The organism is Arthrobacter sp. Y3225209 (genome assembly GCF_059090685.1).
This window is the reverse complement of the sequence record NZ_JBNHFW010000028.1, coordinates 1-24006: the sequence shown is the minus strand read 5'-3', so window position 1 is coordinate 24006 and position 24006 is coordinate 1. Positions and strand designations below refer to the sequence as shown.

Here is a 24006-nt window from a genome sequence, read left to right as displayed (position 1 = left end):
TGGCGGGGTTAGACGCCGGCGTAGCTGTGCAGGCCGGAGAAGAACATGTTCACGATGGTGAAGTTAAAGACCACGCAGAGGTAACCGACAATCGAGAGCCAGGCGGCACGGGTACCGGTCCAGCCGCGGGTGGCGCGGGCGTGCAGGTAACCGGCGTAGACCACCCAGATCACGAAGGTCCAGACTTCCTTGGTGTCCCAGCCCCAGTAGCGTCCCCAGGCCTGTTCGGCCCAGATAGCGCCGGCCATGAGGGTGAAGGTCCACAGCACGAAGGAAACAGCGTTGATGCGGTAGGCCAGGTTCTCAAGGCTCTGGGCGGAGGGAACAATCCGCAGGAACGGCAGACGTTCCGGGCGTCCGGAGCGGATGCGGGTTTCCCGGTCAGCCTGCAGCAGCTGCAGCACCGACATGGCAAACGTGAGCGTAAACAGGGCCGAGGCAATCACGGCAACGGAAACGTGGATGATCAGCCAGTAGCTCTGCAGGGCCGGTACCAGGTGCGCCACCGGGGTGGGGAAGCCGATGGTGGCCGCCATCATCATGATCAGCACCAGACCGAGGACAAACGTGCCCAGGAAGCGCAGGTCGCGGCGGGTCAGCACCAGCAGGAACACTACGGTCACCACCAGCGCGCCCGTGGTGCAGAACTCGTACATGTTGCCCCAGGGCACGCGGTGGGCAGCCATGCCGCGGGTGATAACGCCCGCTGCGTGCACGGCGGCAGCCAGCACGGTCAGCGCCACGCCGACGCGGGCGGCGTTGCGGCGCGGACCGGTGTAGCCCATGCCGGCGTCGGCGGTCTGGGCTTCGCGCCCGCCGTCAGGGTCCCAGGACCGCGCGGAGCCGTTCTTCGGAGCGCCGGCCGGAACGGTTTCCCGCACCCGGGATTTGGTCTCCAGCCGGCTTTCGACCGCCTGAATGGTCTTGCTGCTCTTGGCCAGATCCCATGAAAAGGCCAGGAACGCGACCGTATAAGCGAATGCTGCCAGCAGCATAAACAGCTCGCTGTAACTCGCGAGGGTGTAATCGATGGATGGCATTACCGGTCCTTACCTGATTCTTCGGCGGTGCTGCGCTCCGCCGCTGCGTTTGCGGGTACGCTGACCCGCCCATCATTGTGTCCGTGCGTGTCCTGTTGTGCCAGCCACTTCTCCGAAAGCAGGCCCCGGATAGTGGACGCCTCGCTGGACAGGCGGGCATCCTCGCCGCGGGCCAGCAGGCCGTACTCGACCATCACGCGGCCGTCCGGATGCTGGCCGGCCCGGACCCAGACCCGCCGGCGGGCCAGGAACAGCGAGGCTGCCAGGCCGGAGAGGGACAGGACGGAGAAGATCAGTACACCGGTCTTGCCCGGATCGTGGTGGATGTCGAGGGCCGCGTAGCGCTTCAGCCCGTCAAAGGTGATTGACCCCTTGCCCTCCGGCAGTTCGTAGGTCTGGTTGGCGGCGAGCACAATGCCCCCGGCGTCCAGGTCACGGTTGTTCAGCGGGGTGAGGTCTTCGGTTTCCAGTACGTAGACGTTGGACGGCACGCCCTCATCCAGGCCAAGGTCCCCGTAGTAGGAGTTCAGGTTCAGCTGTGGGTTGATCGGATCCGGGTCCCCGGAGTAGCTGACCCCTGCCTCGTCGATCATGGCGGTGGGCAGGAAGAAGCCGACAAAGCCCAGCTGGTCCGGCTTGGCGTCGGGAGCCTTGATCACCGCCAGCGAGGTGTACACGCCGTCGGTGGGGACCGCGACGACCGGACCCTGCAGCGCCACGTTGCCCTCGCCGTCGCGCACCGTCACGGTGGGGGCGTAACCGTTGCCGACCAGGTACACGCGGGTGCCGCCCACCGTGAGGGGCGAGTTAACCTTGAGCAGCTCCTCGCGCGGTTCGGCGTCGGGGCTCTCCCTCACGGTCATGTAGGCGGAAAAGTCCAGCGGCTGGCCGTAGTGGGTCTCTGACTCGCGGTCGAATTCGACCTCGAACTTGTCCAGGGTGAGCGCGTACGGGCTCAGCTGGTTCTCGGTGAAGTTGGAGCCCGGTGTGAAGGTGTCATAACTGACCAGGGTGTTCACGAAGGACTCGCCTTCCACCACGATCTTCTGTCCGCTGTAGCCGAAGAGCCCGCCGATACCCACACAGGCCAGCACCCCAATCATGGAGGTATGGAAAACCAGGTTGCCCAGTTCCTTTGCGAACCCGCGCTCGGCGCCAACCGAGGGCCGGTCCGTGTCGGTCCCCCGGACATCCACGCGGTAGCCACGCTTGCGCAGGACCTTCGCGGCGTCGCGCACGGCGTCGGCCGGGGTCAGGGACGCGGACGCCGGAACGGTGAGGGTGCCGTACTCGGGCATCCGGGACAGTTTGCTGGGGGTGCGCGGCGGCTTGGAGCGCATGGCCTTGAAGTGCGCCTTGGCCCGCGGGATCACGCAGCCGATCAGGGAGATGAACAGCAGTAGGTAGATCGCGGAGAACCAGACCGAGGAGTACACATCAAAAAGCTGGAACCGGTCCAGCCACGGCCCGGTCTCGGGGTTGTCCTTGATGTACTGCGTGACCACCGACGGATCGGCGGGCCGCTGCGGAAACAGCGAACCGGGCACAGCCGCGACGGCGAGCAGCAGCAGCAGGAACAGCGCCGTCTTCATGCTGGTCAGCTGGTTCCAGGCCCACCGGAGCATGCCCAGCACGCCCAGCGCGGGCAGCGCCACGTCATCCCGGCCGGCCTTGGACGGGCGGGACGGGGATACGGGCTTTTTGGCTTTGTCAGTCACGTCATCCGGTTTCGGGGTCAAGGTGTTCTCATGCTTCGTCTGTTCTCACTGTTCATTCGCTCGTACATCAGATCGGCAGTGTCACGTTACCCAACCAACCTTGGAGCTGGTTGATCCACACGTTCCAGACGCCGCTGACCATCAGCACGCCCAAGGCAATCAGCATTCCGCCGCCGAAACGCTGCAGGGCGAGACGGTGCCGGCGGAAGACGCCCAGGGCACCCATTCCCCGCCGGAAGCCGACGGCCAGGAGCAGGAACGGCAGTCCCAGCCCGAGGCAGTAGACAAAAGTCAGCAGTGCACCCTTGGCGGCGCTGGCGTCACTGCCGGAGAAGGAGAGTAACTGTACAGCGGAGAGCGTCGGGCCGATGCACGGTGCCCATCCCAGCCCGAACGTGATTCCCAGCACCGGAGCGCCCCAGAGGCCTGCCGGCGGCTTGGCTTCGATCTTGCGGTCGCGCTGGAACCAGCTCATGCCGCCCATAAAGACAATGCCCAGCAGGATCACCACCACGCCAAGCGCCTGGGTGATCCATTCCTGTTCAGAACCCTTCAGCCAGGCCCCGAGCTGCCCGATGCCTGCACCGAGCGCCACGAACACCAGGGAAAACCCGAGCACAAACAGTCCGATGCCGGCGAACATCCGCCCCCGGCGCTGCTTCTGCAGATCCACCCCGGTCAGTCCGGTGACGTACCCCAGGTATCCCGGGACCAGGGGAAGGACGCAGGGTGAGAGAAAGGAAACCAGCCCGGCGAGGGCAGCTACGGGGATGGCCAGCAGCACGGAGCCGTTGAGTACGGTGTCCGCAAAGGCATTGGCGGTGGATTCCGCGGCCGGGTTCACCGCTGCTGTAAGAAAGGACACGTCCCTACGCTGCCAGCGCGTCGCTGATCAGGGCCTTCAGGGTGCCCTTGTCCGCCAGTCCGAGGATGCGCGCTGCGACACGGCCCTGCCGGTCCAGCACCAGGGTGGTGGGTACGGCCTGCGGCGGAACCACGTTGGCCATCGCAAGCAGCACGCCGCCGTCCTTGTCATAAAAACTGGGGTACGGAACGTTGAAGTTCCGTTCAAAGGCTTCGGCCGTGGCCTTTTCGTCGCGGATGTTCACGCCGTAGAAACGCGCGCCGTCGGGTTCGAAGGTGTTGTGCAGCTCCACCAGGTCGGGGGCTTCCTTGCGGCAGGGGGCGCAGGCGGCGTACCAGAAGTTGAGGACGACGACGGCGCCTGCCCAGTCCGCGGAGCTCACTTCGGTGCCGTCAAAAAGCGTGCCGGAAAGCTGCACTGCTTCGCCGCGGTCGGCGGGATCGTATTCCGTGACTGAGCCGTCACCGGCAATGTAGTTCTTGTTGTCTCCTGCATTGGCCTGTTCTGCCAGCGGATCATCCGAGGAGCAGCCGGCAGCAGCGGCGACAAACGGTACGCTGACGGCCAGTCCGGCACCGAGCCGAAGGAAGGAGCGGCGCCCGAGGGCCGCGTCAGGGCTCTGACTTTTCTTCAAGGATTTCCAGCTTTCATCGCGGCAGGGGGAAGCCACTTCTACAACGCGTAGTAATTCTATTATGCTCCCGGGACATTTGCTGCGCCGGGAAGGAGGTCGGCACTGGGCTCCGCGTAGCGGACGCCTACGAGTTCTGCGCCGTCAAAATCCAGTGTGGTGACCGAGGTCAGGGTGCATTCCCGCTGGCGCGGATCATGCCAGAGCTTTTTGCCTTCGGCGGCGAGCCGGGTCACCCAGATGGGCAGCTGGTGGCTGACCAGGACAGCCTCTGCGTTATCTCCGCCGAGCTCCACGGCACGCATCCGCGCGTCGTCGACGGCAGCCATCACCCGGGCCACCTGCTTGGCATAGGGCTCACCCCAGGACGGACGCATGGGATTGCGCAGCAGCGGCCAGTAGCGCGGGTTCCGAAGCCTGCTCTGAATGTTGGACATGCCTTCGAAGCGGTTCTCAGCTTCCAGAATGCGCTCGTCGGTGGCGATATCCAGCTTCAGCGCGGCGGCAATCGGAGCAGCTGTCTCCTGCGCACGGGTCAGGGGCGAGGCGACGAGATAAACCAGATTGGCGCCGTCGTTGCGCCGTTCATCAAAGTGTCCGGCCACGCGGTCCGCCATCCGGCGTCCCAGATCGGACAGGTGGAACTCGGGAAGGCGCCCGTAAAGGACCTTGTCCGGATTGAAGACTTCACCGTGGCGCACGAGATGTATGGATGAGCGGGACATGTGTCCCAGTTTCGCAGAGATAGCGCCAGCCGCTAAATTCCCCAAACCAGACTCCGGGATTCACTTGAACCTTTAACCAATCCATGCAACACTGTATGCAAATGCATGAAAATGCTGCGGGGGTCTTCTCCGCACCACACTGTCACAGAAGGAGCAATCACATGATCCCCAGCGGCCTCACCACCGGAACCTGGAATTTCGACGCCTCACACAGCGAAGTCGGCTTCACCGTCCGGCACGCCGGCATCAGCAAGGTCCGCGGCAAGTTCGACAAGGTTGAAGCAACCCTGACTGTGGGCGAAACCATCGCAGACACCACGGTCACCGCTGTGATCGCTGCCGATTCCTTCAACTCCAATGACGCCAACCGCGACGGCCACGTCAAGGGCGCCGACTTCTTCGACGTCGAGCAGTTCCCGGAACTCACCTTCACCGCCACCGGCATCGAAGGCTCCGGCGAAACCTACAAGGTCACCGGCGATCTGACCATCAAGGGCATCACCCGCACCGTGGTCCTGGATACCGAATTCAACGGCGTGGCCGTGGATCCCTTCGGCGCCACCCGCGCCGGCTTCTCCGCCAGCACCGTCATCAGCCGCAAGGACTTCGGCCTGACCTGGAACGCAGCGCTGGAGACCGGCGGCGTCCTCGTGGGCGACAAGGTCACCATCACCGTGGACGCCGCTTTCGTAGCCGCGTAGGCAGCACTCCCTCTTCAGCACAGCCCCCCGCCATCCGGCAGGGGGCTGTGCTGTTTCTTTTTGTGATGTCTTTTGGCACCCGGGCCGGGGATGAACTTCCCGCGGCCCCTGACCCTTGCCGGCCGGGCGCGCTAGGCTGGATATCTGGCTGCGGGGGTGCCCGGCCCCTGTGTGCCGACGGCACTTTCCCACCGGACCGCCTCTTCGATACCGACCAGCAGGCAGGTGGATATGAGTACACCAGAGAACAACCCTGATCCCGGGAACAATCCGCAGGGGCCGCCCGATCCCCGCCCGGGACCCGCGGGAGGCGCCGACGGTGCCGGAAACACTATTGGAAACCGGCCGGAGCCCCAATATGGCCAATACGCTTCAGGCCCCTACGGCTATCAGGCCGCCCAGCCATCCGGGTACGTCTCACCGTCTTTCCCCGCCAAGCCTGCAAAGGGTCCGGCGCCCCGCGAGGTGCTTATCGGGTCCTGGCTCATTTTGGCTGCCGGTGCCCTGAGCTTCATCAACAATGTCATTACCTCGTTCGACCTTCCGTCCTTGCTGACTCCCGAGGAGCAGCAGACCATCACGGACGGCGGAATGGATGGCCAGAGCGTCAATTCCTTTCTCGTCTCGTTTGGCATTGTGGTAGCCGTGATCGGCCTGGGCTTCTACATTCTGATCGGGCTGATGGTGCGGCGTGGAAAGAACTGGGCCCGCATCCTGGGAACCGTCTTTGCCGCCTTCTCCCTGATCAGCATCGTCACCACCGCCGGCACGTATTTCAGCTCCCCCCTGGGCTTCCTGGCGCTGCTCTCCAGCCTGCTGGGGATCGCCGGGATTGTGCTGCTCTATCTGCCCGCGTCAAGACCATACTTCCGTTCTGCACCGCCCTACCCGTACTGACGGTGCCGGTCGCCAAAACAACTCAAAAGGGCGATGGAGAGTTTTCACCTCCGCAGGCCCGGGAAGCAGCCCGGAGGGGTCACATGTCGGTTATGCCCGCGTAGCGTTATGTCCTCCCCCGGTGAGAGCCAAGTTCACCGGAGGGCGCCGTTCCGCTGTGAAGGATGACCATGGCCGCACTGCTTCCGAACCCTCAAGCACCCAACTCCCAGACGCCGGCGGAGGACACCCCACTCCCCCACGCGCCGCAGCAGCACGATCCTCCCGCTCTTCCCGCGCGCGACCGGGAAGGTGTCCTGGCCGTGAGGCGCCCGCTCCACCTTCGGACACCGGTAGATGGGGAAAAACGGCCTCCTGCCGCTCCGGAGCGGACTGAACCTGTACTGCCGGATTGGCCGGCCGGTGGACCACGCACTGCATTCCTCTGGTTTGGTGCAGGCCTGGGGGCCGCTTTCGTCTGGATCGGCGCGGGACTGCGCTCAGCCTTCGCCTGGTTCCGGACCGGGCTGCATGCGGCTTTTACCTGGGTTGGGGCCGGGCTGGGTAGTGCCTACGCGTGGTTCCGCGAGGGAGCGCGTGCTGCGTATCTGTGGGGCCGCGGCACCGCCCGGGCCGGGACGGCCCGGGTCCAGGCCGGTGCACGCACCACCGCCAACCACGTCCACGCCGGAGCCGTCCGCGTCCGGGACGGCGCCCACGCAGCCTCCGTCCGCACCTCCAACACCGCCCGTGCAGGAGCTGTCCGGGTCCAGGCCGGTGCCCACGCAGCCTCCGTCCGCACCTCCAACACTGCCCGCGCCGGAGCCGCTAAAGTCCAGGCCGGCGCACGCACCACCGTAAATCACGTCCACGCCGGAGGCGTCCGCGTCCGGGACGGCGCCCACGCAGCCTCCGTCCGCACCTCCAACACCGCCCGCGCCGGAGCCGCTAAAGTCCAGGCCGGCGCACGCACCACCGCCAACCACGTCCACGCCGGAGCCGTCCGTGTCCGGGACGGCGCCCACACAGCTGCCGTCCGCACCTCCAACACCGCCCGTGCAGGAGCTGTCCGGGTCCAGACCGGTGCACGCACCACCGCCAACCACGTCCACGCCGGGGCCATCCGCGTCCGTGCAGGTGCCCATACAGCTGCCGTACGCGCGTCCAACACTGCCCGCACCGGAGCCGCGCGGGTTCATGCCGGCGCCAGCGCGGCATCGACGCGGGTCGTTGCCGTGGCGCGCAGCCTGCAACGCAGGCTTCCGGCCCATACCGGCAACCCCGTTCCGGTCATAGTTGCCGCGTATGCCCTGATCGCCGGCGCGGGCATTATGAACCTGATGGCCACGCTGGCGGCCGTTGCACGGCTCCCGGGCAGTGACACCCTGCCGCCGTATCTAGGCCTGTTGGAGCGCTACGGCTTCAACGCATCCCTGTATGGCCGGATCCTTGCGGCCGTGGACGTCGCCTACGCAGTGGTGATTTTCGGGATTGCGATGCTGCTTGCCTCCTTGGTCCGGGACAAACGCCGGTGGGCGCGGGTGGCCTCCGCCGCGCTGGCCGCTGTCGCGCTTTTGTACTGCATCAACCTGGGCACGGGATGGCAGCTCGCCGCGGCGTGCCTCGCCGCGGCCGGGGCGGTGGCAACGTTCACAAAGGGAGCGGCACCCTGGTTCCGTCCGCGCAGCCTGCAGACAGGCAGCATACGCCGCAGCAGCTAGCGTGCCAGGCGGGCGCGGGCATCCGATGCGATCTCCGATACCTGGGCCCGCTGCGCGTGATAGGCGAGGATCTGCAGCTCCGTGGCCATGTCCACTTTGCGGATCTGGACATTCTTGGGAGCCTGAAGCACCACGGGAGCAAAACTGAGGATGCTGGTAATTCCTGAAGCAACCAACCGGTCACAGAGCTCCTGCGCAACCTCGGCAGGCACCGAAAGAACCGCCATATTCGCCTCGGTCTTCTCGAGCTCCGCTTCCAACGCGGAAACGGGCCGGATCTTCAGCCCGCCGACTTCCTGGCCAATCATCGTCTGATCCGCGTCGAACAGGGCCACCACCTCGAAACCCCGTGTGCCAAACCCGGGGTACCCGGCCAGGGCGCGGCCAAGGTTGCCGGCACCGACAATGGCCACCCGCCAGTTCAGGGTCAGCCCCAGAGCAGCGGATATCTGTCCGCTCAGGTAGGAGACGTCATATCCCACTCCTCGGGTTCCGTAGGAGCCCAGATAGGACAGATCCTTACGCAGCATCGGGGAATTCACGCCAGCTGCTTCGGCGAGTTCCTCCGAGGAAACCCGCTCAATGCCGTCGGTCAGCATCACGGACAGGGCCCGCAGGTAGATGGTGAGGCGGGCCAGGGAAGCCGGCGGAATATGCCTCTTTGACCCTGCCGTGCCGGCCGCTGGCCTGCCAGGGCCGGCTGCTACGGGCTGCAACCCGGCGGCTTCGCCGGAACGGGCGTCGTCAGGATCCATCACGCCTCCAGAAGGCGCCGCAGCCGCGTCTCGTCGATGGTCCAGAAATCACGTTGGATGCCGTCAATGAAGAGCACGGGAATCTCTTCGCCAAAGCGGGCGGCCAGTTCAGGCTCGTCATCCGCGCTGCGCTCCTGCCAGGCAACTCCCAGATCCTGCCCCACACGCTGAAGCACCAGCCGGGCATCTTCGCACAGGTGGCAGCCCGGCCTGGTCAGGAGGACAACTTCCGGTGCTGCGGATTCACTCATGAATCCAAAATAGCCCCAAAGTCCCGTTTTTCCGCGCTCGGGCCGCGTTTTGCGTAGACTCGGATTATGCCCCGATCCACTGCTGTCCGAGCCAACGGAACCACTGGCGCGGCAGGCAGACCGGGTGAGGCCGCCTTCTTCGACGTCGACAACACGCTCATGCGCGGAGCAAGCCTTTTCCACGTCGGCCGCAAGATGTACCAGCGCAAAGTCTTTACCCTCCGCGAAGCCGCGGGCTTCGCCCGGAAACAACTGCGCTTCATCCTGCAGGGCGAGAACCTGAAGGACGTCCATTCCGTTCGGGACGCCGCGCTGGCCTTCGCCGTCGGCCTGTCCTCGGAAGATGTCCGGACGCTCGGCGAAGAAGTCTATGACGAGATGATTGTCTCGAAGATCTGGCCCGGCACCCGTGCCCTGACCGAACAGCATATGAAGTCCGGCCGGCCGGTCTGGCTGGTCACCGGCACACCCGTGGAGGTTGCCTCCGTCATCGCTTCCCGGCTGAACCTCACCGGCGCCCTGGGCACGGTCAGCGAGGTCACCGACGGGCTGTATACCGGCCGCCTTGTGGGCGAGTTCCTGCACGGCCCGGCGAAGGCAGCCGGTGTCCGGGCCCTGGCAGAGAAGGAAGGGCTGGACCTGCAGAACTGCTGGGCCTACAGCGACTCCTATAACGACGTGCCGCTGCTGAGCCTGGTGGGCCATCCCGTAGCCATCAATCCGGACGCCCGGCTCCGCCGCCACGCCCGGGACCGCAACTGGCCCATCTATGACTTCCGTTCCGGCCGCCGTGCCGCGACCCTGGGCCTGAAATCGGCCACAGTCGCCGGAGCGGCCTACGGCCTGTGGCGCGGCCTGGGCTGGGTCCGTTCGCGCTAACCGTTCGGGTCTGGGCCTGCTCCCGTCCCGCGCTTAGCGGTGGCATCTCCGTGAGTGGTCCACCGACGGCGCGGGGCTTAAAAACCGGAGCCCGCCTATCCACAAGGGACTGACGGGCTCTTGCGCAGTTGCACGGATCCTGCGCGGGGCAGGGCCGGCAACTGACTGCGGTCGCTGAGAAGAAGTTATTACTTCTTATTGCGACGCTGGTGACGGGTCTTGCGAAGCAGTTTACGGTGCTTCTTCTTGGCCATACGCTTGCGGCGCTTCTTGATTACTGAACCCACAGAGTCCTCACAAACTATTAGGAGTCACCGGGATCCTCTCCCTGCAGCCGTGGGCGCAGGGGTTGGACACCGGCAGTTACTTGCGATTGAAAACGTTCCTTAACAGGGTACAGCTTCGTTGCTGCAGAAATTGACAGCGGGAGCCTGAGCGCCGGAACGGCGGGATACGTGCAGCGTCACGGCTAGGCCGTGTCTGACCGCCGGTCTATGACCGCGTCACGCAGCACCTTCTGGACTGCCGACTCCGGCACCCGGTAGGAGCGTCCGAAGCGGACAGCAGGCAGGTCACCGGAGTGGACCAGCCGATACACCGTCATCTTCGAAACACGCATGACGTCGGCGACTTCCGACACCGTCAGAAACCGCACATCCGAGAAGTTCCCCTCGTCTGCCATCTATTCCTGTTCCTTTGCTCATTAAGCTGCTGCCCGCAGCAGCGGCATTCGCGGAACGCCTGAGGCTGAGGGACATCTTTTGGGGAAACACTTCACCGGACTTCCGGCGACGTATGTCACAGATGTCCCCGTATTGTCCCTACTGTAGTGGCTGAAGTAACCATAGTGGAAGTTCCTCCCGCCGGGTCAGCCGCCAAGTGGCGGAAGAGACCCTAGATCACACCCTGGGCCAGCATTGCGTCCGCGACTTTAACGAACCCGCTGATGTTCGCACCCACCACGTAATCCCCGCGAGACCCGTATTCCTCGGCGGTACGGGCGCAGCGCTCATGGATGTTGACCATGATCTCGCTAAGCCGCCGCTCCGTGTGCTCGAAGGACCAGGAATCCCGGCTGGCATTCTGCTGCATCTCCAGCGCCGAGGTGGCGACACCGCCCGCATTGGCAGCCTTCCCCGGCCCGAACAGCACCCCGGCGCTTTGGAACGCACTGATGGCCGCAGGGGTGCAGGGCATGTTTGCACCTTCAGCCACCGCACGCACACCGGATTTGATCAATGCCAGCGCATCATCTTCATTCAGTTCGTTCTGCGTGGCGCAGGGCAGCGCGACGCCGGCTCCTGCATCCCAGATGGACCCGCCGGACACGTAGCGCACATGCGAACCACGGCGCTGCGCATATTCGGAGATCCGTGCGCGCTCGGTTTCCTTGATCTGGCGCAGCAGCGGCACGTCAATGCCTTTTTCATCCACCACGTAACCGGAGGAATCCGAACACGCCACCACGGTGGCACCGAGCATCTGCGCCTTATCAATGGCGTTGATGGCCACATTGCCTGAGCCGGAGACAATAACCCGCTGCCCGTCAAGGCTCATGCCCTTGGTCTTAAGCATCTCCTGCACAAACATCACGGCACCGTAGCCGGTGGCTTCCGGCCGGACCAGGGAACCTCCCCAGCTCACGCCCTTGCCGGTGAGAACCCCGGACTCGTACCGGTTGGTGATGCGCTTGTACTGTCCGAACAGGTATCCGATCTCCCGTCCGCCCACACCGATATCACCGGCGGGGACGTCCGTGTATTCGCCGATGTGCCGGTACAGCTCGGTCATAAAGGACTGGCAGAAACGCATCACTTCGGCGTCGGATTTGCCGCGCGGATCAAAGTCCGAACCGCCTTTGCCTCCGCCGATGGGCATGCCGGTCAGCGCATTCTTGAAAATCTGTTCAAATCCGAGGAACTTGACGATGCCCAGGTAAACGGACGGATGGAAGCGCAGCCCGCCCTTGTACGGGCCCAGTGCTGAATTGAATTCCACCCGGAAGCCGCGGTTGATCTGGACCTGTCCCTTGTCATCGACCCAGGGCACCCGGAAAATGATCTGCCGTTCCGGCTCGCAGATCCGCTGCAGAATGGCTGCTTCGGCGAACTCCGGATGCTTGCGGAGCACGGGGGCGAGGGAGTCGAACACTTCCACCACCGCCTGGTGGAACTCCGTTTCGCCCGGATTCCGGCGGAATACGTCGTCGCGCACGCGTGTGAGTACACGTTCCATATGCTGTTGCTCCTTATGCGTCTGGTTCTCCCCCGGTACGCACTACGCTAATACCGCGTCCGCCAAGGCGCGATGCGGGGCGTAACGAAGGCGCGCAAAAGTCCCGCCTACGGGCGGCGGCGGCGGAACTTGGGCAGCTGGCCCAGAAGGTCCGCGGCACGTTCTGCCGCACGGCCCACGGTCCGGCCGAGGTGGACACCGGCGTCGACCGGCAGCGGCCTGGGCTCGGCTGCACCGGATACCAGCGCACTTGAAGCTGCAGCGGCGGCGCTCTGTGCGGGACCGGCGGACACGGCGGCCAGACGGGGCGCCTGCTCCGTCATGGAGGGCAGGCTGAAGGCGCGCAGCCACAGCGCCAGCTCCTCCAGCGGCGCGGCCTGCAGGGAGTAGTACCGCCGCTGGCCTTCGGCCCGCATGGTGACGAGTCCGGCTTCGCGGAGCACCTTCAGGTGCTTGGAAACGGTGGGCTGGCTGACCTCCAGTTCCTCCACCAGTGTTCCCACCGATTTGTCGCCCGTACGCAGGGCGCCCAGGATCTCCCGGCGCGTTCCTTCCGCGATCACTGCAAATACATCGTCAAAGACCATGGGAATTACCCTAACCGCATATGTCTGGCGCGGCATACCGGTGTGACGCGGGTCTAATCAAACCAGGGATCCAGCCCGTGCAGCGGGAACAACTCCTTACGCGTGGACATGACGGTCCGGTCAATCTCATCATTGGGGTCGTATCCGACTTCCCAGGACCGCCACCAGAGATCCACCCCGTCCCCCATCGTCTCCCCGCACCTGACCCCGTGCTTCTCCAGCACATAATCGCGCCAGGCGGCGGGCAGCGGGGTAGCCGGGCGCACCTTGCCGTTGACGGCCACCGACATCAGGAGCGCCCAGGAGCGGGGCACTACCGAGGCCACGTTGTACCCGCCGCCGCCGGTGGCGATCCAGCGCCCATCACACAGCCTGCCGGCCAGATCGCTGATGGTCAGGGCGGCCTGCCGCTGCGCCTCGACACTGATCCGCAGGCTGGTCAGCGGATCATCGGTGTGGCTGTCGCAGCCGTGCTGGCTGACAATGACTTCCGGGGCGAAGGCCTCGGTGAGCTGCGGCACGACGGCGTGGAAGGCCCGCAGCCAACCGGCGTCGGAGGTGCGGGCGGGCAGGGCAATGTTCACCGCAGTGCCTTCGGCACCCTTGCCGCCGGTTTCGTTGGCGAACCCCGTGCCGGGGAACAGCGTCAGTCCGCTTTCATGCAGTGAAATGGTCATCACGCGCGGGTCGTCCCAGAAAATGTTCTGTGTGCCGTCACCGTGGTGGGCGTCGACGTCGATGTACACCACCCGTTGCACGCCCTTGGCCAGCAGACGTGCGACGGCGGCCGCGGCGTCGTTATAGATGCAGAAACCGGACGCCTTCGCGCGCCCGGCATGGTGCATCCCGCCCGAAAAGTTCACTGCGTGCAGCACGCTGCCGGACAGCACGGCATCCGCTGCAGCCAGGGACCCGCCCACCAGCCGCGCACTGGCCTCATGCATCCCGGCGAACGCCGGAGTGTCTTCGGTGCCCAGGCCCATGCCTTGGTCGCTGCCGGCCGGATCCGCACTGGCAGCCTGTACGGCACTGACGTATTCATAACTGTGCACGGTCAATAGGTCCGCAGCGGCGGCGACGTAGGGCTGTTCCAGCCGCACCCCCTCGACGTCGAACAGTCCTACCTCCCGGGCCAGCCGGGCGGTGAGTTCAAGGCGTGCCGGGGCCATCGGATGCCCCTGCCCGAAGTTGTAGGCCAGCAGGGATTCATCCCAGACAATGCACGTTGGCATAACGGGAAGGCTGAGCCCGGAACTGATCATGCAGACAGGCTACGCGATGTGGGGGTTACCCTGATATTGGTGTCCGCGCGCATCCGCCGGATCAGGAGTTTTACCCGCCCCATCTGTTGTGCTGAATTCTCAACCGTGCGCACTCCCTGCGGACAAGAACTGGAACTGGAACGACTTGAATATGCCATTGCCTCCGCAGCGTCCGCTGCGCACGGAGCAACGCACCGGCCCCGCGGTCCTTACCGGGATCCGGGACTTCGCTGCAGGCGTGTTCAGCGGCCGGCCGGCACGGCTGGCACTGTTTGTCTTCATCCTCGTCATCCTCCTTTTCACCGCACTGCTGAGCCTGCCGGCAGCCTCCAGCAGCGGCGAGCCCGCGCCCCTGCATGACGCGTTCTTCACGGCGGTCTCCGCCGTCTGCGTCACCGGACTCACCGTGGTGTCCACCGCCACGTACTGGTCCGCCTTCGGGCAGGTCATGATCCTGATCGCCATCCAGGTGGGCGGACTGGGCATCCTCACCCTGGCATCCCTTCTGGCCCTGGCCGTCAACAAACGCCTCGGCGTCCGTGGAAAGCTTCTTGCCCAGGAAGGCATGAACACCGGCCGGCTGGGCGAGGTGGGCCACCTGCTCCGCATTGTCTTCAGCACCGCCGTCATCATTGAACTGGCACTGGCGCTGGTCCTGGCGCCCCGCTTCATGATCCTGGGCGAATCCTTCGGCCAGGCCGTCTGGCACGCCGTGTTTTACTCAATCTCAGCCTTCAACAACGCCGGATTCACCCCGCACTCCGACGGCCTGGTGCCCTATGACGAGGACCTGTGGATCCTCATCCCCCTGATGGTGGGCGTCTTCATCGGCTCCCTCGGCTTCCCGGTGATCATGGTGCTCATCAGCACCCGGCACCGCATCAGCAAATGGAACCTGCACACCAAGCTGACCGTGCTGGTCTCCCTGATCCTGCTGGTGGTGGGAGCCCTGGTCTGGGCCGCCTTCGAATGGTTCAACACCCGCACCATCGGTGACCTGTCCGTGGGGGACAAAATCATCCACGCCATTTTCGCTTCCGTCATGACACGCTCCGGCGGCTTCAACCTGGTGTCCATGTCCGATCTGGACTCCAGCACCCTGCTGGTCACGGACATGCTGATGTTTGCCGGCGGCGGCTCGGCGTCAACGGCCGGCGGCATCAAGGTCACCACCATTGCGGTCCTGTTCCTCGCCATTGTGGCCGAGGCGCGCGGCGATGCCGATGTGCGTGCCTTCGGCCGGACCATTCCGCAGAGCGCCATGCGCGTGGCCATTTCCGTAACCATCCTGGGCGCCACTCTGGTGGCAGTGGCCACCCTGGCACTGCTGGTGATTACCGATGAGACCCTGCAGCCGGTGCTGTTCGAGGTGATCTCCGCCTTTGCCACGGTGGGCCTGAGTACCGGGCTCAGCGAGATACTGCCGCCGTCGGGCAAATACGTGCTTGCCCTGCTTATGTTTGCCGGCCGCGTCGGTACCATCACCCTCGCCGCGGCGCTGGCAGTACGCCAGCGCACCACGCTTTATCACTTCCCCGAAGAAAGGCCGATCATTGGCTGACAGACCCGCCCACAACGCCCCGGTACTGGTCATTGGACTGGGCCGCTTCGGCGCCGCCACCGCAGAGCAGCTGGTCCGCCAGGGCCGTGAAGTCCTGGCCGTGGAACGCGACCCCGAGCTGGTACAGAAGGCCTCCGGCATCCTCACCCACGTGGTGCAGGCCGACGCCACCAACATTGAGGCGCTCAAGCAGCTGGGCGCCGAGGACTTCTCCGCCGCCGTGGTGGGCGTGGGCACCTCGATCGAGTCCAGCGTGCTGATCACCGTAAACCTGGTGGACCTGGGCATTGAACACCTGTGGGTCAAGGCCATCACCCCTGCCCACGGGAAGATCCTCACCCGGATCGGCGCCAACCACGTTATTTACCCCGAAGCCGACGCCGGACGCCGCGCCGCACACCTGGTGGGCGGCCGGATGCTTGACTTCATCGAATTCGACGACGGCTTCGCCATTGTCAAAATGCATCCGCCCAAGGAAACCCAGGGCTTTACCCTGGGCGAGGCGAACGTCCGGGCCAAGTACGGCGTCACCGTGGTCGGCGTGAAATCCCCGGGCGAGGATTTCACCTACGCACAGCCGGACACGAAGGTCTCCAGCCGCGACACCCTGATTGTGGCCGGCCACGTGGACCTGCTGGAACGCTTCGCCGCACGGCCCTAGGCTGCTGCGGGGGCGACCGCGCCGGCCGCCGACTCCGGTGGTGAGCCGGCGCGGGTAGTGAGCCGGCGCGGGTAGTGAGCCGGCGCTGGTAGTGAGTCCGCCCTAGGCGGTGAGCTGGGCCGTGATTTCCTCGGCACGGGCCGCCGCCGCACGGGCACCAGCCTCAATAATGCCGGGCAGGTCCTGCTCGTCGAAGGTCCTGATGGCCGCTTCGGTGGTGCCGTTGGGGCTGGTGACACCACGCCGCAGAGCCGGAGCGTCCGCATCGGGCTCAGCGAGCATGTACCCGGCACCTGCCACGGTTTCGCGGGCCAGGAGGGCCGAAAGGTCGGGGTCCAGCCCGAGTTCGACGCCGGCCCGTGCCATGGCTTCGGCCAGATAGAACGCGTATGCGGGGCCCGAGCCGCTGACAGCGGACACTGCATCAACCTGGTCTTCGGGAACTTCCACCACCGTGCCGGTCGCCGAGAGGACCTGCCGGGCCAGTTCCATGGCCTCAGGGCCGGCGGAGCTGCCCGCGGAAATCGACACCACGCCGCGGCCCAGCCGCGAGGGTGTGTTCGGCATGGCCCGGATCACGGGCTGACCTGCGGGAAGGAGCTCTTCCATCAGCACCAGCGGCACGGCGGCCGCCACACTGAGGACGACGGCGGTTGCGGGAAGAGCCGTGGAAATCTCACGCAGCAGGTCCGCCACACCGACGGGCTTAACGCCCACGATCACCAGATCGGCACCGGCCACCGCCTTGGCGTTTGCGGCCGGATCCTCGCTCCCGGCCAGCACCGTGACTCCGTGGGCCGACCTGAGCTCCGCGGCACGCTCCGCGCGCCGGACCGTGGCCGTGACCTGCTCCGGTGCCAGCCCGCCGGCAAGGATGCCGCCAAGAATTGCTTCGTTCATCGAGCCGCAGCCCAGGAATGTCAGTCGGGGGTTCTGTGCGCTGTCCATGGCTTCGATTCTGTCATGCGGCGCTCCGGAGAGTGTCCCCGGGGCGTTCCCGGGTCACTAGCGGGAGACCGGCGCCTTGGGGCGCAGATGCTCCCGGGCAAACTCGAGGGTCTGCTTGAGTTGTTCCTCGCGCCCCCCGGCCCCCTTGGCCTTCCGGGTGCTGACCTCAATGGCCACCACCCCCTTGAAATCGTTGTCCGCCAGGTAGGAGAGCGCTTCGGCACAGCGCTGGGTTCCCTCTCCGGGAAGCAGGTGCTCGTCCTTGCCGTTGGGCGTGCCGTCGGTGAGGTGAACGTGGCTGAGCCGGTCGCCAAGTTTGCGGATTTCCTCGAAGGAGTCCATTCCGGCGATTGCGGCGTGGGAGAAGTCCCAGGTCACGTGCTCGTAGGGTTCCGGCACCGGGTTCCAGTGCGGCAGGTAGGCCTTGGCTTCCCGTCCGCGGACGCGCCACGGATACATGTTTTCCACGGCGATGGTGACGCCGTACTGCTCCGCGATGTTGCGCACACCTTCGGCGAAATTCTCTGCGTAACCGGTCTGCCAGCGGAACGGCGGATGGGTCACCACGGTGGAGGCGCCGACCTCTGCGGCCATTGCGGCGGAGAGCTCAATCTTGGTCCAGGCCTTCCCCCACACCTGCTGGGTCAGCAGCAGCGTAGGTGCGTGGATTGCCATGATCGGCTGCTGGTACCGTTCGCTGAGCCCGCGGAGGGTGTCCGGGTTCTGGCTGATCTGGCTGTTGGTGACCATGACTTCCACGCCGTCGTAGCCGAGGTCGTTGGCTACCGCGAAGGCATCGTGCACGGAGAGCGGATAGACCGACGCACTGGAGAGCGCCACCGGGATGGTGGCGGGCTCGGTCGCTGGCAGTGGTGAGGTGGGCATTTAGCTGGGCTTTCCGTTGGGGGAAATTCCGTGGACAGCTGACGGGGCGGGCGCTGCCGCGGCGGCCACGAGGAATTCCTCGCCTTCGGCCGGGCCGCGGGGCAGCTCGCCGGGAGTTTCAAAGCGCAGGGTGTCGAAGCGTCGCAGGATCAGGCCCTCACGGAGGGCCCAGGGGCAGATCCGCAGGACGGGGACGTCGAAGGCTTCCATGGCCGCCTGCGCCACAAGGGCACCGGCGAGCATCTGCGGGGCACGCAGCGCGGAAACGCCGTCCAGCCTGGACCGGTCCCGGGCACTCATCGCGCCGAGCTGCTTGGTCCAGACGGACAGGTCATCGCGGCTGAGCCTGCGGCGGACAAAGGGACCGGCAGCGGACGGCGCCGCGCCGGCAATCCGGGCCAGCGAACGGAAGGTCTTGGACGTTCCGGTCACCAGGTCCGGCCGGCCGAAAGGCGCGAATTCCTCGGCCGCTTCCCGGACCAGTTCCCTGATGTACTTGCGCAGCTTCTTGATGCTTTTGGGGGTGGGCGGGTCTTCGGGGAGCCAGTCCCGGGTCAGCCGGCCGGCACCGAGCGGAAGGGACCGGGCGATCTCCGGCAGTTCATCCGCCCCGAGTGCCATCTCAAAGGAGCCGCCCCCGATGTCCAGGTCAAGGATGGTTCCGGCGCCCCAGCCGTACCAGCGCCGGGTTGCCAGGAACGTCATGGCTGCTTCGTCCGCGCCGGAGAGTTCCTCCAGCCGCACCGGGGTTTCCCGGTGTACCCGGTCCAGCACCCGGGTACCGTTGGCGGCCTCGCGGATGGCCGAGGTGGAAAACGCCAGCAGGTCCTGCGCACCGTGCCGGCGGGCGAAGTCCCAGGCTTCGTTGACGAAGCCGATCAGTTCCAGCTGGCCTGCCTCGCTGACGGCACCGTCCGCATCCAGGTAGGAGACCAGCTGGAGCGGGCGTTTGTGCGAGGCGAACGGGACCGGGCGGGCACCGGGATGCGCGTCCACCAGCAGCAGGTGGACGGTGTTGGACCCGATGTCGAGGACGCCTAGGCGCATGTTCCCATTATCGCTCTACCCCGCACGCTACTTCTTCGCCGCAGCCTTCTTGGGGGCCGCACGCTTCCGGGCCGGCTTCTTGGCCGGTCCCTTTTCGCGCTTCTCCGCCAGCAGCTCGATGGCCTGTTCCCGGGTGAGCTCCTCGATTGCGGTGGAGCGGGGCACCGTGATGTTCGTGATGCCGTCGGTGATGTAGGGACCGAAGCGGCCGTCCTTGACCACAATGGGCTTCTCGGACACGGGATCGGTGCCGAACTCGGCCAGCGGTGCCGCGGCCTGCCGGCCCCCGCGCTGCTTGGGCTGGGAGTAGATCTCCAGTGCCTGTTCCAGGGTGATCGTGAAGATTTCCTCTTCAGTGCCGATGGAGCGCGAGTCGGTGCCCTTCTTCAGATACGGGCCGAAGCGCCCGTTCTGCACGGTGATCTCGTTGCCCTCGGCGTCGGTGCCCAGGACGCGCGGCAGCTTCATCAGCTTCAGCGCTTCCTCAAGCGTGACCGTTTCCACGCTCATGGACTTGAACAGCGAACCGGTGCGCGGCTTGACCTTCACCGGCTTCTTCGGGGGCTTGGGCTTGCCGTTCTTGTAGTACTCCACCGGCTGGTTGGCCAGTTCCTCTTCAGTGGGCTCCGGAATGAGCTCAATGACGTACGGACCGTAACGGCCGTTGCGCGCCACGATGGTGCGGCCGGTCTCCGGATCGGTGCCGAGCACGCGTTCCTCGGGGGCTGCCGTTTCCATGAGTTCGATGGCCTTGGCGGCGGTCAGCTCGTCCGGCGCCAGGTCCTCGGGCACGTTGGCCCGCTCCGGTTCGGTTCCCTCCGGAGCGTCGGCGGGCAGCGGGCGTTCCAAGTAGGGGCCGAACTTGCCCACGCGCAGCACAATGCCGTCGGCAATCTCGATGGAGTTGATCGCCTTGGCATCAATCTCGCCCAGGTCGTTGACGATGGTGTGCAGGCCGGTCTCGACGCGGTCGCCGTAGTAGAACTGGTTCAGCCATTCCACGCGTCCGGCCTCGCCGCGGGCAATGCGGTCCAGGTCCTCTTCGAGCTCGGCGGTGAAGTCGTAATCCACGTAGTCGGTGAAATGCTCCTCCAGGAGGCGGACCACGGAGAACGCAATCCAGCTCGGCACCAGCGCCTGGCCGCGGCTGGTGACGTAGCCGCGGTCCATGATGGTGGAAATGGTGGCTGCATAGGTGGACGGACGTCCGATGCCGAGCTCTTCCAGCATTTTCACCAGGGACGCTTCAGTGAAGCGCGGCGGCGGGGAGGTTTCGTGCCCGTTGGCGGCAATGTCCGTGCCGGTCAGCCGGTCATCGGCCTTCAGCACCGGAAGACGGGCGCCCTCGGTGCCCTCGGCGTCGTCGTCCTCGCGCACGGCGTCGCGGCCCTCTTCATAGGCCGCCATAAAGCCGCGGAAGGTGATGACCGTGCCGGAGGCCGAGAACTCGGCGTCGCGGCCGTCCGTGGAGACGGCGCCGAGGCGCACGGAAGCAGTGGAGCCCTTGGCATCCGCCATCTGCGAGGCGACGGTACGCTTCCAGATCAGTTCGTAAAGCTTGAATTCATCGCCGCGCAGCGAGGACGCCACCTGCGCCGGGGTCCGGAAGGAATCACCGGCGGGGCGGATGGCCTCGTGGGCTTCCTGGGCGTTCTTGGACTTGCCCTTGTAGATACGCCGCGCGTCGGGCACATATTCGGGACCGTAGAGTTCCGAGGCCTGCCGGCGGGCAGCGTTGATCGCCTGGTCCGACAGCGCCGGGGAATCGGTACGCATATAGGTGATGTAGCCGTTTTCATACAGCCGCTGGGCCACCTGCATGGTCACCCGCGAGGAGAACCGCAGCTTGCGGCCCGCTTCCTGCTGCAGGGTGGAGGTGGTGAACGGTGCCGCGGGGCGCCGGGTGTAGGGCTTGGTGTCCACCGAACGGACGGTAAACGCTGCCGATTCCAGTCCGGCGGCCAGCGAAACGGCCGAGGCCTCATCCAGGTGGACGGCGGTCTTGGACTTCAGCTCACCGCGGTCGGTGAAATCCTTGCCGGTGGCCACGCGGGCGCCGTCAACGGATACCAGGCGGGCTTTGAACTTCTCCGCAGCCTCGGTGGCGAAGGTACCGATCAGGTCCCAGTACGACGCCGGGCGGAACGCCATGCGCTCACGCTCACGCTCAACCACCAGCCGGGTGGCCACGGACTGCACACGGCCGGCGGAAAGACCGCGGGCAACCTTACGCCAGAGCACGGGGGAAATCTCGTAGCCGTACAGGCGGTCAAGGATGCGCCGGGTTTCCTGGGCATCCACCATGGCGACGTCGACGTCGCGCATCTCCAGCAGAGCGCGCTGGATTGCCTCACGGGTGATTTCGGGGAACGTCAGGCGGTGAACCGGAACCTTGGGCTTGAGCACCTGCAGGAGGTGCCACGCAATGGCCTCGCCTTCACGGTCACCGTCAGTTGCGAGGTAAAGTTCGTCGGCGTCCTTGAGGGCGGCCTTGAGTTCGGCCACCTTCTTCTTTTTGTCCGCGGACACCACGTAATACGGCTCAAAGTCCTTATCCAGGTCCACTGCGAACTTGCCGACAGCCGTCTTTTTCAGCTCGGCAGGCAGGTCGGAGGGCTGGGGAAGGTCACGGATATGTCCCATGGACGCCGTCACCTCGAAACCTTCGCCGAGGTACCCGGCGATGGTCTTGCCCTTGGCCGGAGACTCGACAATTACAAGCTTCTTCTTGCCGGTCTTCTTGTCCGTAGCCTTAACTGGCACTGTTCTCCTACGTAACGGGGTGGTTCAAATGAGTGGGGCTGCTTTAATCCCGGGTGTCCGGCGCATCTCCGATTCGGGCATCGAGTCCGGCTCATCCACAGACAGTATGCGCGATGCCCCAGCACTAGGGTAACCGGAAAGCACCGAAGGTACGTTCCGACGCCATCCCGGGCACCGCTTATCCGGATACCGGAACCAGGAAGCCGTCCAAGACAAGGTTACGCACTTCCTGCATCAGGTCCGGCGCAAACGCGGCATCGGTGCGGTCCAGGAGCGCTGCCAGCGCCGACGATATCTGGCCGGCGGAGAGTTCACCGTCACAGGCCGAGACAAACCCGGTGAGTTCGGTGCTCATGAGGTTGGTCCGCCGCAGTCCGGCGCCCTGACGGAGCAGGATGACGCCGGGGTGTTCGGCGCCGGGCCGCTGGTGGCGTTCCTCGGTTACGTCCTCGGCCACCAGAAGGTGGGCCGCTGCCAGATCGGAGCTGCCGGCAAGCCAGTCGAAGCGTTCGACGGCGGCCTGCAGGTGGGGTCCCACCGGCTGTTCAATGGGGTGGGTGATTTCCTCGAAACGCCGCAGGGCTTCGGCCCCGGGGTTCTGCCGACGGCGTAGCCACACTGAGCCGAAGCCCACGGAACCCACGTCCCGGGAGGCGAAGTCCGCGAGGTATCCGGCGTAGGCCGCCACGTAGTCCTCCCGGTCCCGGCCCTGGGCCGCGTCGCGGAGCCACATTTCGGCGTATTCCGGCGGGGTGAGGCGCTCCCGCTGGATCACCCAGGCATCCGTCCCCTCGGGCAGCCACTGCTCCAGCCGCTCTGACCATGCCTCCTCGCGGCCTGCGGGGATTTCCCAGTTGCCGAGCATCTGGGCGGTGCCGCCGGGCGCCAGCACCGTTTCGAGGCCGGACATCAGGGCGGCCACGATGCCGTCCCCGGCCAGGCCGCCGTCGCGGTAGGTAAACCGGTCCGCGTCCGTTTCGGTTCCGGTGCGCGGAGTAATAACGAAGGGCGGGTTGGATACCACCAGGTCGAAGGATTCCCCCTGCACGGGTTCGAGCAGGCTGCCCAGGCGCAACGTGAAGCGCTCGTCGGGCTGTTCCGGATCGATACCCAGCTGGGGTGCGTTGAGCAGGAGATTGAACCGGGCAAACGCGAGGGCGCGCTCGGAGATGTCCGTGGCCGTGACGTGCCGGGCGTGCCGCAGGAGGTGGAAGGTCTGGATGCCGCAGCCGGTGCCCAGGTCCAGGGCACGGTCCACGGGGGTCCTTACGGTGAGCTGCGCCAGGCTCAGCGATGCCTGGCCGATGCCCAGCACGTGGTCGCGTCGCAGCACCCCGGGCCGCTGGTGGCTGCCCAGGTCGCTGGCGACCCACAGGTCACCGCCGGGATTCTCCGCCGTGCCGGCTCCGCCGTCGTCCGCAGCGTAGGGCCGCAGGTCAACGGCGGCGCGGAAGGTGCCGAAGATGCGTCCGCGTTCAATCAGCCCCAGCTCCAGCAGGCCTTCCGTACCGGTGCGGGGCAGGGCGGCATCCAGCTGCGCACGCTCCACGGTCTCCCCCAGCAGCCAGAGCAGGACCGGCAGGGCCAGCCGCCTGGGCTGCTCCGCCTCCGCTTCGGCCCGGCAGGCAAGCAGTGCAGGAACCAGCTGGTCCCGCTGCAGCGCAGCCGATGCATCATCGCCGAGGAAACCGGCTACGCCGTCAACGGTGTAGCCGGCCTCCCCGAGATCGGCGGCAAGCGCTTTGAGCAGCCAGGTATCCCGGCTGCGGGGCGCGGAGGGCACAAACGAGAAATCACTCACCAGCCCAGTCTAGGACGTGCCGCAGGCGCCGAAGCCCGCTTAGCCCGCGGCCGGCTCCAGCGGCTCACCGGCTGCGCTGCCAGCCGCGGGGGCG

Annotated in this window: 23 protein-coding genes; 6 read left to right on the top strand and 17 right to left on the bottom strand. The window is 65.8% G+C overall.

Going from position 1 to position 24006, the window contains the following annotated elements; all coding sequences use genetic code 11:
• Positions 1-8: 8 nt before the first annotated feature.
• From ccsB to AC5RVB_RS13905, 5 genes are all read right to left on the bottom strand, one after another.
• Positions 9-1040 (bottom strand): c-type cytochrome biogenesis protein CcsB, encoded by a 1032-nt coding sequence (gene ccsB / locus AC5RVB_RS13925; protein ID WP_290244153.1) that lies wholly within the window; start codon positions 1038-1040, stop codon positions 9-11.
• Positions 1040-2758, bottom strand: a complete 1719-nt coding sequence (gene resB, locus AC5RVB_RS13920; protein ID WP_423724608.1) for a cytochrome c biogenesis protein ResB — start codon at positions 2756-2758, stop codon at positions 1040-1042. Before resB ends, ccsB begins: the two co-directional genes overlap by 1 nt.
• A gap of 67 nt (positions 2759-2825) precedes the next feature.
• Positions 2826-3623: a cytochrome c biogenesis CcdA family protein gene (locus AC5RVB_RS13915; RefSeq protein ID WP_227902465.1), complete on the bottom strand. Its 798-nt coding sequence runs from the start codon at positions 3621-3623 to the stop codon at positions 2826-2828.
• 4 nt (positions 3624-3627) lie between these two features.
• The gene (locus AC5RVB_RS13910; protein ID WP_423724607.1) at positions 3628-4257 is read right to left on the bottom strand and encodes a TlpA family protein disulfide reductase; all 630 of its coding nucleotides are present in this window, start codon (positions 4255-4257) and stop codon (positions 3628-3630) included.
• A gap of 59 nt (positions 4258-4316) precedes the next feature.
• Positions 4317-4979, bottom strand: coding sequence for a histidine phosphatase family protein (locus tag AC5RVB_RS13905; protein ID WP_227902466.1), 663 nt, complete (start codon positions 4977-4979; stop codon positions 4317-4319).
• A gap of 161 nt (positions 4980-5140) precedes the next feature.
• On the opposite strand from AC5RVB_RS13905, the gene AC5RVB_RS13900 reads away from it, so the two are divergent.
• From AC5RVB_RS13900 to AC5RVB_RS13890, 3 genes are all read left to right on the top strand, one after another.
• Positions 5141-5680, top strand: a complete 540-nt coding sequence (locus AC5RVB_RS13900; RefSeq protein WP_227902467.1) for a YceI family protein — start codon at positions 5141-5143, stop codon at positions 5678-5680.
• 231 nt (positions 5681-5911) lie between these two features.
• Positions 5912-6577: a hypothetical protein gene (locus tag AC5RVB_RS13895; RefSeq protein WP_227902470.1), complete on the top strand. Its 666-nt coding sequence runs from the start codon at positions 5912-5914 to the stop codon at positions 6575-6577.
• A gap of 302 nt (positions 6578-6879) precedes the next feature.
• A complete protein-coding gene (locus tag AC5RVB_RS13890; RefSeq protein WP_494142941.1) occupies positions 6880-8277 on the top strand; it encodes a hypothetical protein in 1398 nt (465 codons plus the stop codon).
• Here the strand turns inward: AC5RVB_RS13890 and AC5RVB_RS13885 are convergent.
• Positions 8274-9032: a redox-sensing transcriptional repressor Rex gene (locus AC5RVB_RS13885; protein WP_494142940.1), complete on the bottom strand. Its 759-nt coding sequence runs from the start codon at positions 9030-9032 to the stop codon at positions 8274-8276. The two genes, AC5RVB_RS13890 and AC5RVB_RS13885, sit on opposite strands and share 4 nt — an antisense overlap.
• Positions 9032-9283, bottom strand: a complete 252-nt coding sequence (locus tag AC5RVB_RS13880) for a glutaredoxin family protein (protein WP_494142939.1) — start codon at positions 9281-9283, stop codon at positions 9032-9034. Before AC5RVB_RS13880 ends, AC5RVB_RS13885 begins: the two co-directional genes overlap by 1 nt.
• 66 nt (positions 9284-9349) lie before the next feature.
• Between AC5RVB_RS13880 and AC5RVB_RS13875 the strand changes: the two genes are divergently transcribed.
• Positions 9350-10162, top strand: a complete 813-nt coding sequence (locus tag AC5RVB_RS13875; RefSeq protein ID WP_227902478.1) for an HAD family hydrolase — start codon at positions 9350-9352, stop codon at positions 10160-10162.
• Between the two features lie 188 nt (positions 10163-10350).
• On the opposite strand, the gene AC5RVB_RS13870 is transcribed toward AC5RVB_RS13875, so the two are convergent.
• The 5 genes from AC5RVB_RS13870 to AC5RVB_RS13850 all read right to left on the bottom strand — a co-directional run bounded on the left by AC5RVB_RS13870 (position 10351) and on the right by AC5RVB_RS13850 (position 14246).
• Positions 10351-10449, bottom strand: coding sequence for a 30S ribosomal protein bS22 (locus AC5RVB_RS13870; protein WP_003792170.1), 99 nt, complete (start codon positions 10447-10449; stop codon positions 10351-10353).
• Between the two features lie 182 nt (positions 10450-10631).
• Entirely contained in the window at positions 10632-10844 is a 213-nt protein-coding gene (locus tag AC5RVB_RS13865; RefSeq protein ID WP_227902479.1) for a helix-turn-helix domain-containing protein, read from the bottom strand.
• 212 nt (positions 10845-11056) lie between these two features.
• On the bottom strand, positions 11057-12397 hold the full coding sequence (gene gdhA, locus AC5RVB_RS13860; protein WP_494142938.1) for an NADP-specific glutamate dehydrogenase: 1341 nt from the start codon (positions 12395-12397) through the stop codon (positions 11057-11059).
• Between the two features lie 107 nt (positions 12398-12504).
• Positions 12505-12984, bottom strand: coding sequence for an ArsR/SmtB family transcription factor (locus AC5RVB_RS13855; RefSeq protein WP_227902482.1), 480 nt, complete (start codon positions 12982-12984; stop codon positions 12505-12507).
• 53 nt (positions 12985-13037) lie between these two features.
• Positions 13038-14246 (bottom strand): acetoin utilization protein AcuC, encoded by a 1209-nt coding sequence (locus AC5RVB_RS13850; protein WP_494142937.1) that lies wholly within the window; start codon positions 14244-14246, stop codon positions 13038-13040.
• A gap of 151 nt (positions 14247-14397) precedes the next feature.
• Here AC5RVB_RS13850 and AC5RVB_RS13845 point away from each other — a divergent pair, with 151 nt between their 5' ends.
• Positions 14398-15807: a TrkH family potassium uptake protein gene (locus AC5RVB_RS13845; RefSeq protein ID WP_227902485.1), complete on the top strand. Its 1410-nt coding sequence runs from the start codon at positions 14398-14400 to the stop codon at positions 15805-15807.
• Positions 15800-16468 (top strand): potassium channel family protein, encoded by a 669-nt coding sequence (locus tag AC5RVB_RS13840; RefSeq protein ID WP_227902487.1) that lies wholly within the window; start codon positions 15800-15802, stop codon positions 16466-16468. Before AC5RVB_RS13845 ends, AC5RVB_RS13840 begins: the two co-directional genes overlap by 8 nt.
• A gap of 102 nt (positions 16469-16570) precedes the next feature.
• On the opposite strand, the gene proC is transcribed toward AC5RVB_RS13840, so the two are convergent.
• From proC to AC5RVB_RS13815, 5 genes are all read right to left on the bottom strand, one after another.
• A complete protein-coding gene (gene proC, locus AC5RVB_RS13835; protein ID WP_290244136.1) occupies positions 16571-17416 on the bottom strand; it encodes a pyrroline-5-carboxylate reductase in 846 nt (281 codons plus the stop codon).
• Between the two features lie 57 nt (positions 17417-17473).
• Positions 17474-18301: a sugar phosphate isomerase/epimerase family protein gene (locus AC5RVB_RS13830; protein WP_227928593.1), complete on the bottom strand. Its 828-nt coding sequence runs from the start codon at positions 18299-18301 to the stop codon at positions 17474-17476.
• Complete coding sequence (locus AC5RVB_RS13825) at positions 18302-19348, bottom strand: Ppx/GppA phosphatase family protein (RefSeq protein WP_227902491.1); 1047 nt, start codon at positions 19346-19348, stop codon at positions 18302-18304.
• A gap of 27 nt (positions 19349-19375) precedes the next feature.
• Complete coding sequence (gene topA, locus AC5RVB_RS13820) at positions 19376-22111, bottom strand: type I DNA topoisomerase (RefSeq protein ID WP_227902492.1); 2736 nt, start codon at positions 22109-22111, stop codon at positions 19376-19378.
• A gap of 178 nt (positions 22112-22289) precedes the next feature.
• The gene (locus AC5RVB_RS13815) at positions 22290-23912 is read right to left on the bottom strand and encodes a DUF7059 domain-containing protein (protein ID WP_227902494.1); all 1623 of its coding nucleotides are present in this window, start codon (positions 23910-23912) and stop codon (positions 22290-22292) included.
• Positions 23913-24006 lie beyond the last annotated feature (94 nt).

Bases quoted from the DNA above. Each gene is read 5' to 3' on its own strand.
- ccsB (WP_290244153.1), bottom strand. From the start codon at position 1,040: ATGCCATCCATCGATTACACCCTCGCGAGTTACAGCGAGCTGTTTATG.
- AC5RVB_RS13905 (WP_227902466.1), bottom strand. From the start codon at position 4,979: ATGTCCCGCTCATCCATACATCTCGTGCGCCACGGTGAAGTCTTCAAT.
- AC5RVB_RS13900 (WP_227902467.1), top strand. From the start codon at position 5,141: ATGATCCCCAGCGGCCTCACCACCGGAACCTGGAATTTCGACGCCTCA.
- AC5RVB_RS13895 (WP_227902470.1), top strand. From the start codon at position 5,912: ATGAGTACACCAGAGAACAACCCTGATCCCGGGAACAATCCGCAGGGG.
- AC5RVB_RS13885 (WP_494142940.1), bottom strand. From the start codon at position 9,032: ATGGATCCTGACGACGCCCGTTCCGGCGAAGCCGCCGGGTTGCAGCCC.
- AC5RVB_RS13880 (WP_494142939.1), bottom strand. From the start codon at position 9,283: ATGAGTGAATCCGCAGCACCGGAAGTTGTCCTCCTGACCAGGCCGGGC.
- AC5RVB_RS13875 (WP_227902478.1), top strand. From the start codon at position 9,350: ATGCCCCGATCCACTGCTGTCCGAGCCAACGGAACCACTGGCGCGGCA.
- AC5RVB_RS13865 (WP_227902479.1), bottom strand. From the start codon at position 10,844: ATGGCAGACGAGGGGAACTTCTCGGATGTGCGGTTTCTGACGGTGTCG.
- gdhA (WP_494142938.1), bottom strand. From the start codon at position 12,397: ATGGAACGTGTACTCACACGCGTGCGCGACGACGTATTCCGCCGGAAT.
- AC5RVB_RS13855 (WP_227902482.1), bottom strand. From the start codon at position 12,984: ATGGTCTTTGACGATGTATTTGCAGTGATCGCGGAAGGAACGCGCCGG.
- AC5RVB_RS13850 (WP_494142937.1), bottom strand. From the start codon at position 14,246: ATGATCAGTTCCGGGCTCAGCCTTCCCGTTATGCCAACGTGCATTGTC.
- AC5RVB_RS13845 (WP_227902485.1), top strand. From the start codon at position 14,398: ATGCCATTGCCTCCGCAGCGTCCGCTGCGCACGGAGCAACGCACCGGC.
- proC (WP_290244136.1), bottom strand. From the start codon at position 17,416: ATGGACAGCGCACAGAACCCCCGACTGACATTCCTGGGCTGCGGCTCG.
- AC5RVB_RS13830 (WP_227928593.1), bottom strand. From the start codon at position 18,301: ATGCCCACCTCACCACTGCCAGCGACCGAGCCCGCCACCATCCCGGTG.
- AC5RVB_RS13825 (WP_227902491.1), bottom strand. From the start codon at position 19,348: ATGCGCCTAGGCGTCCTCGACATCGGGTCCAACACCGTCCACCTGCTG.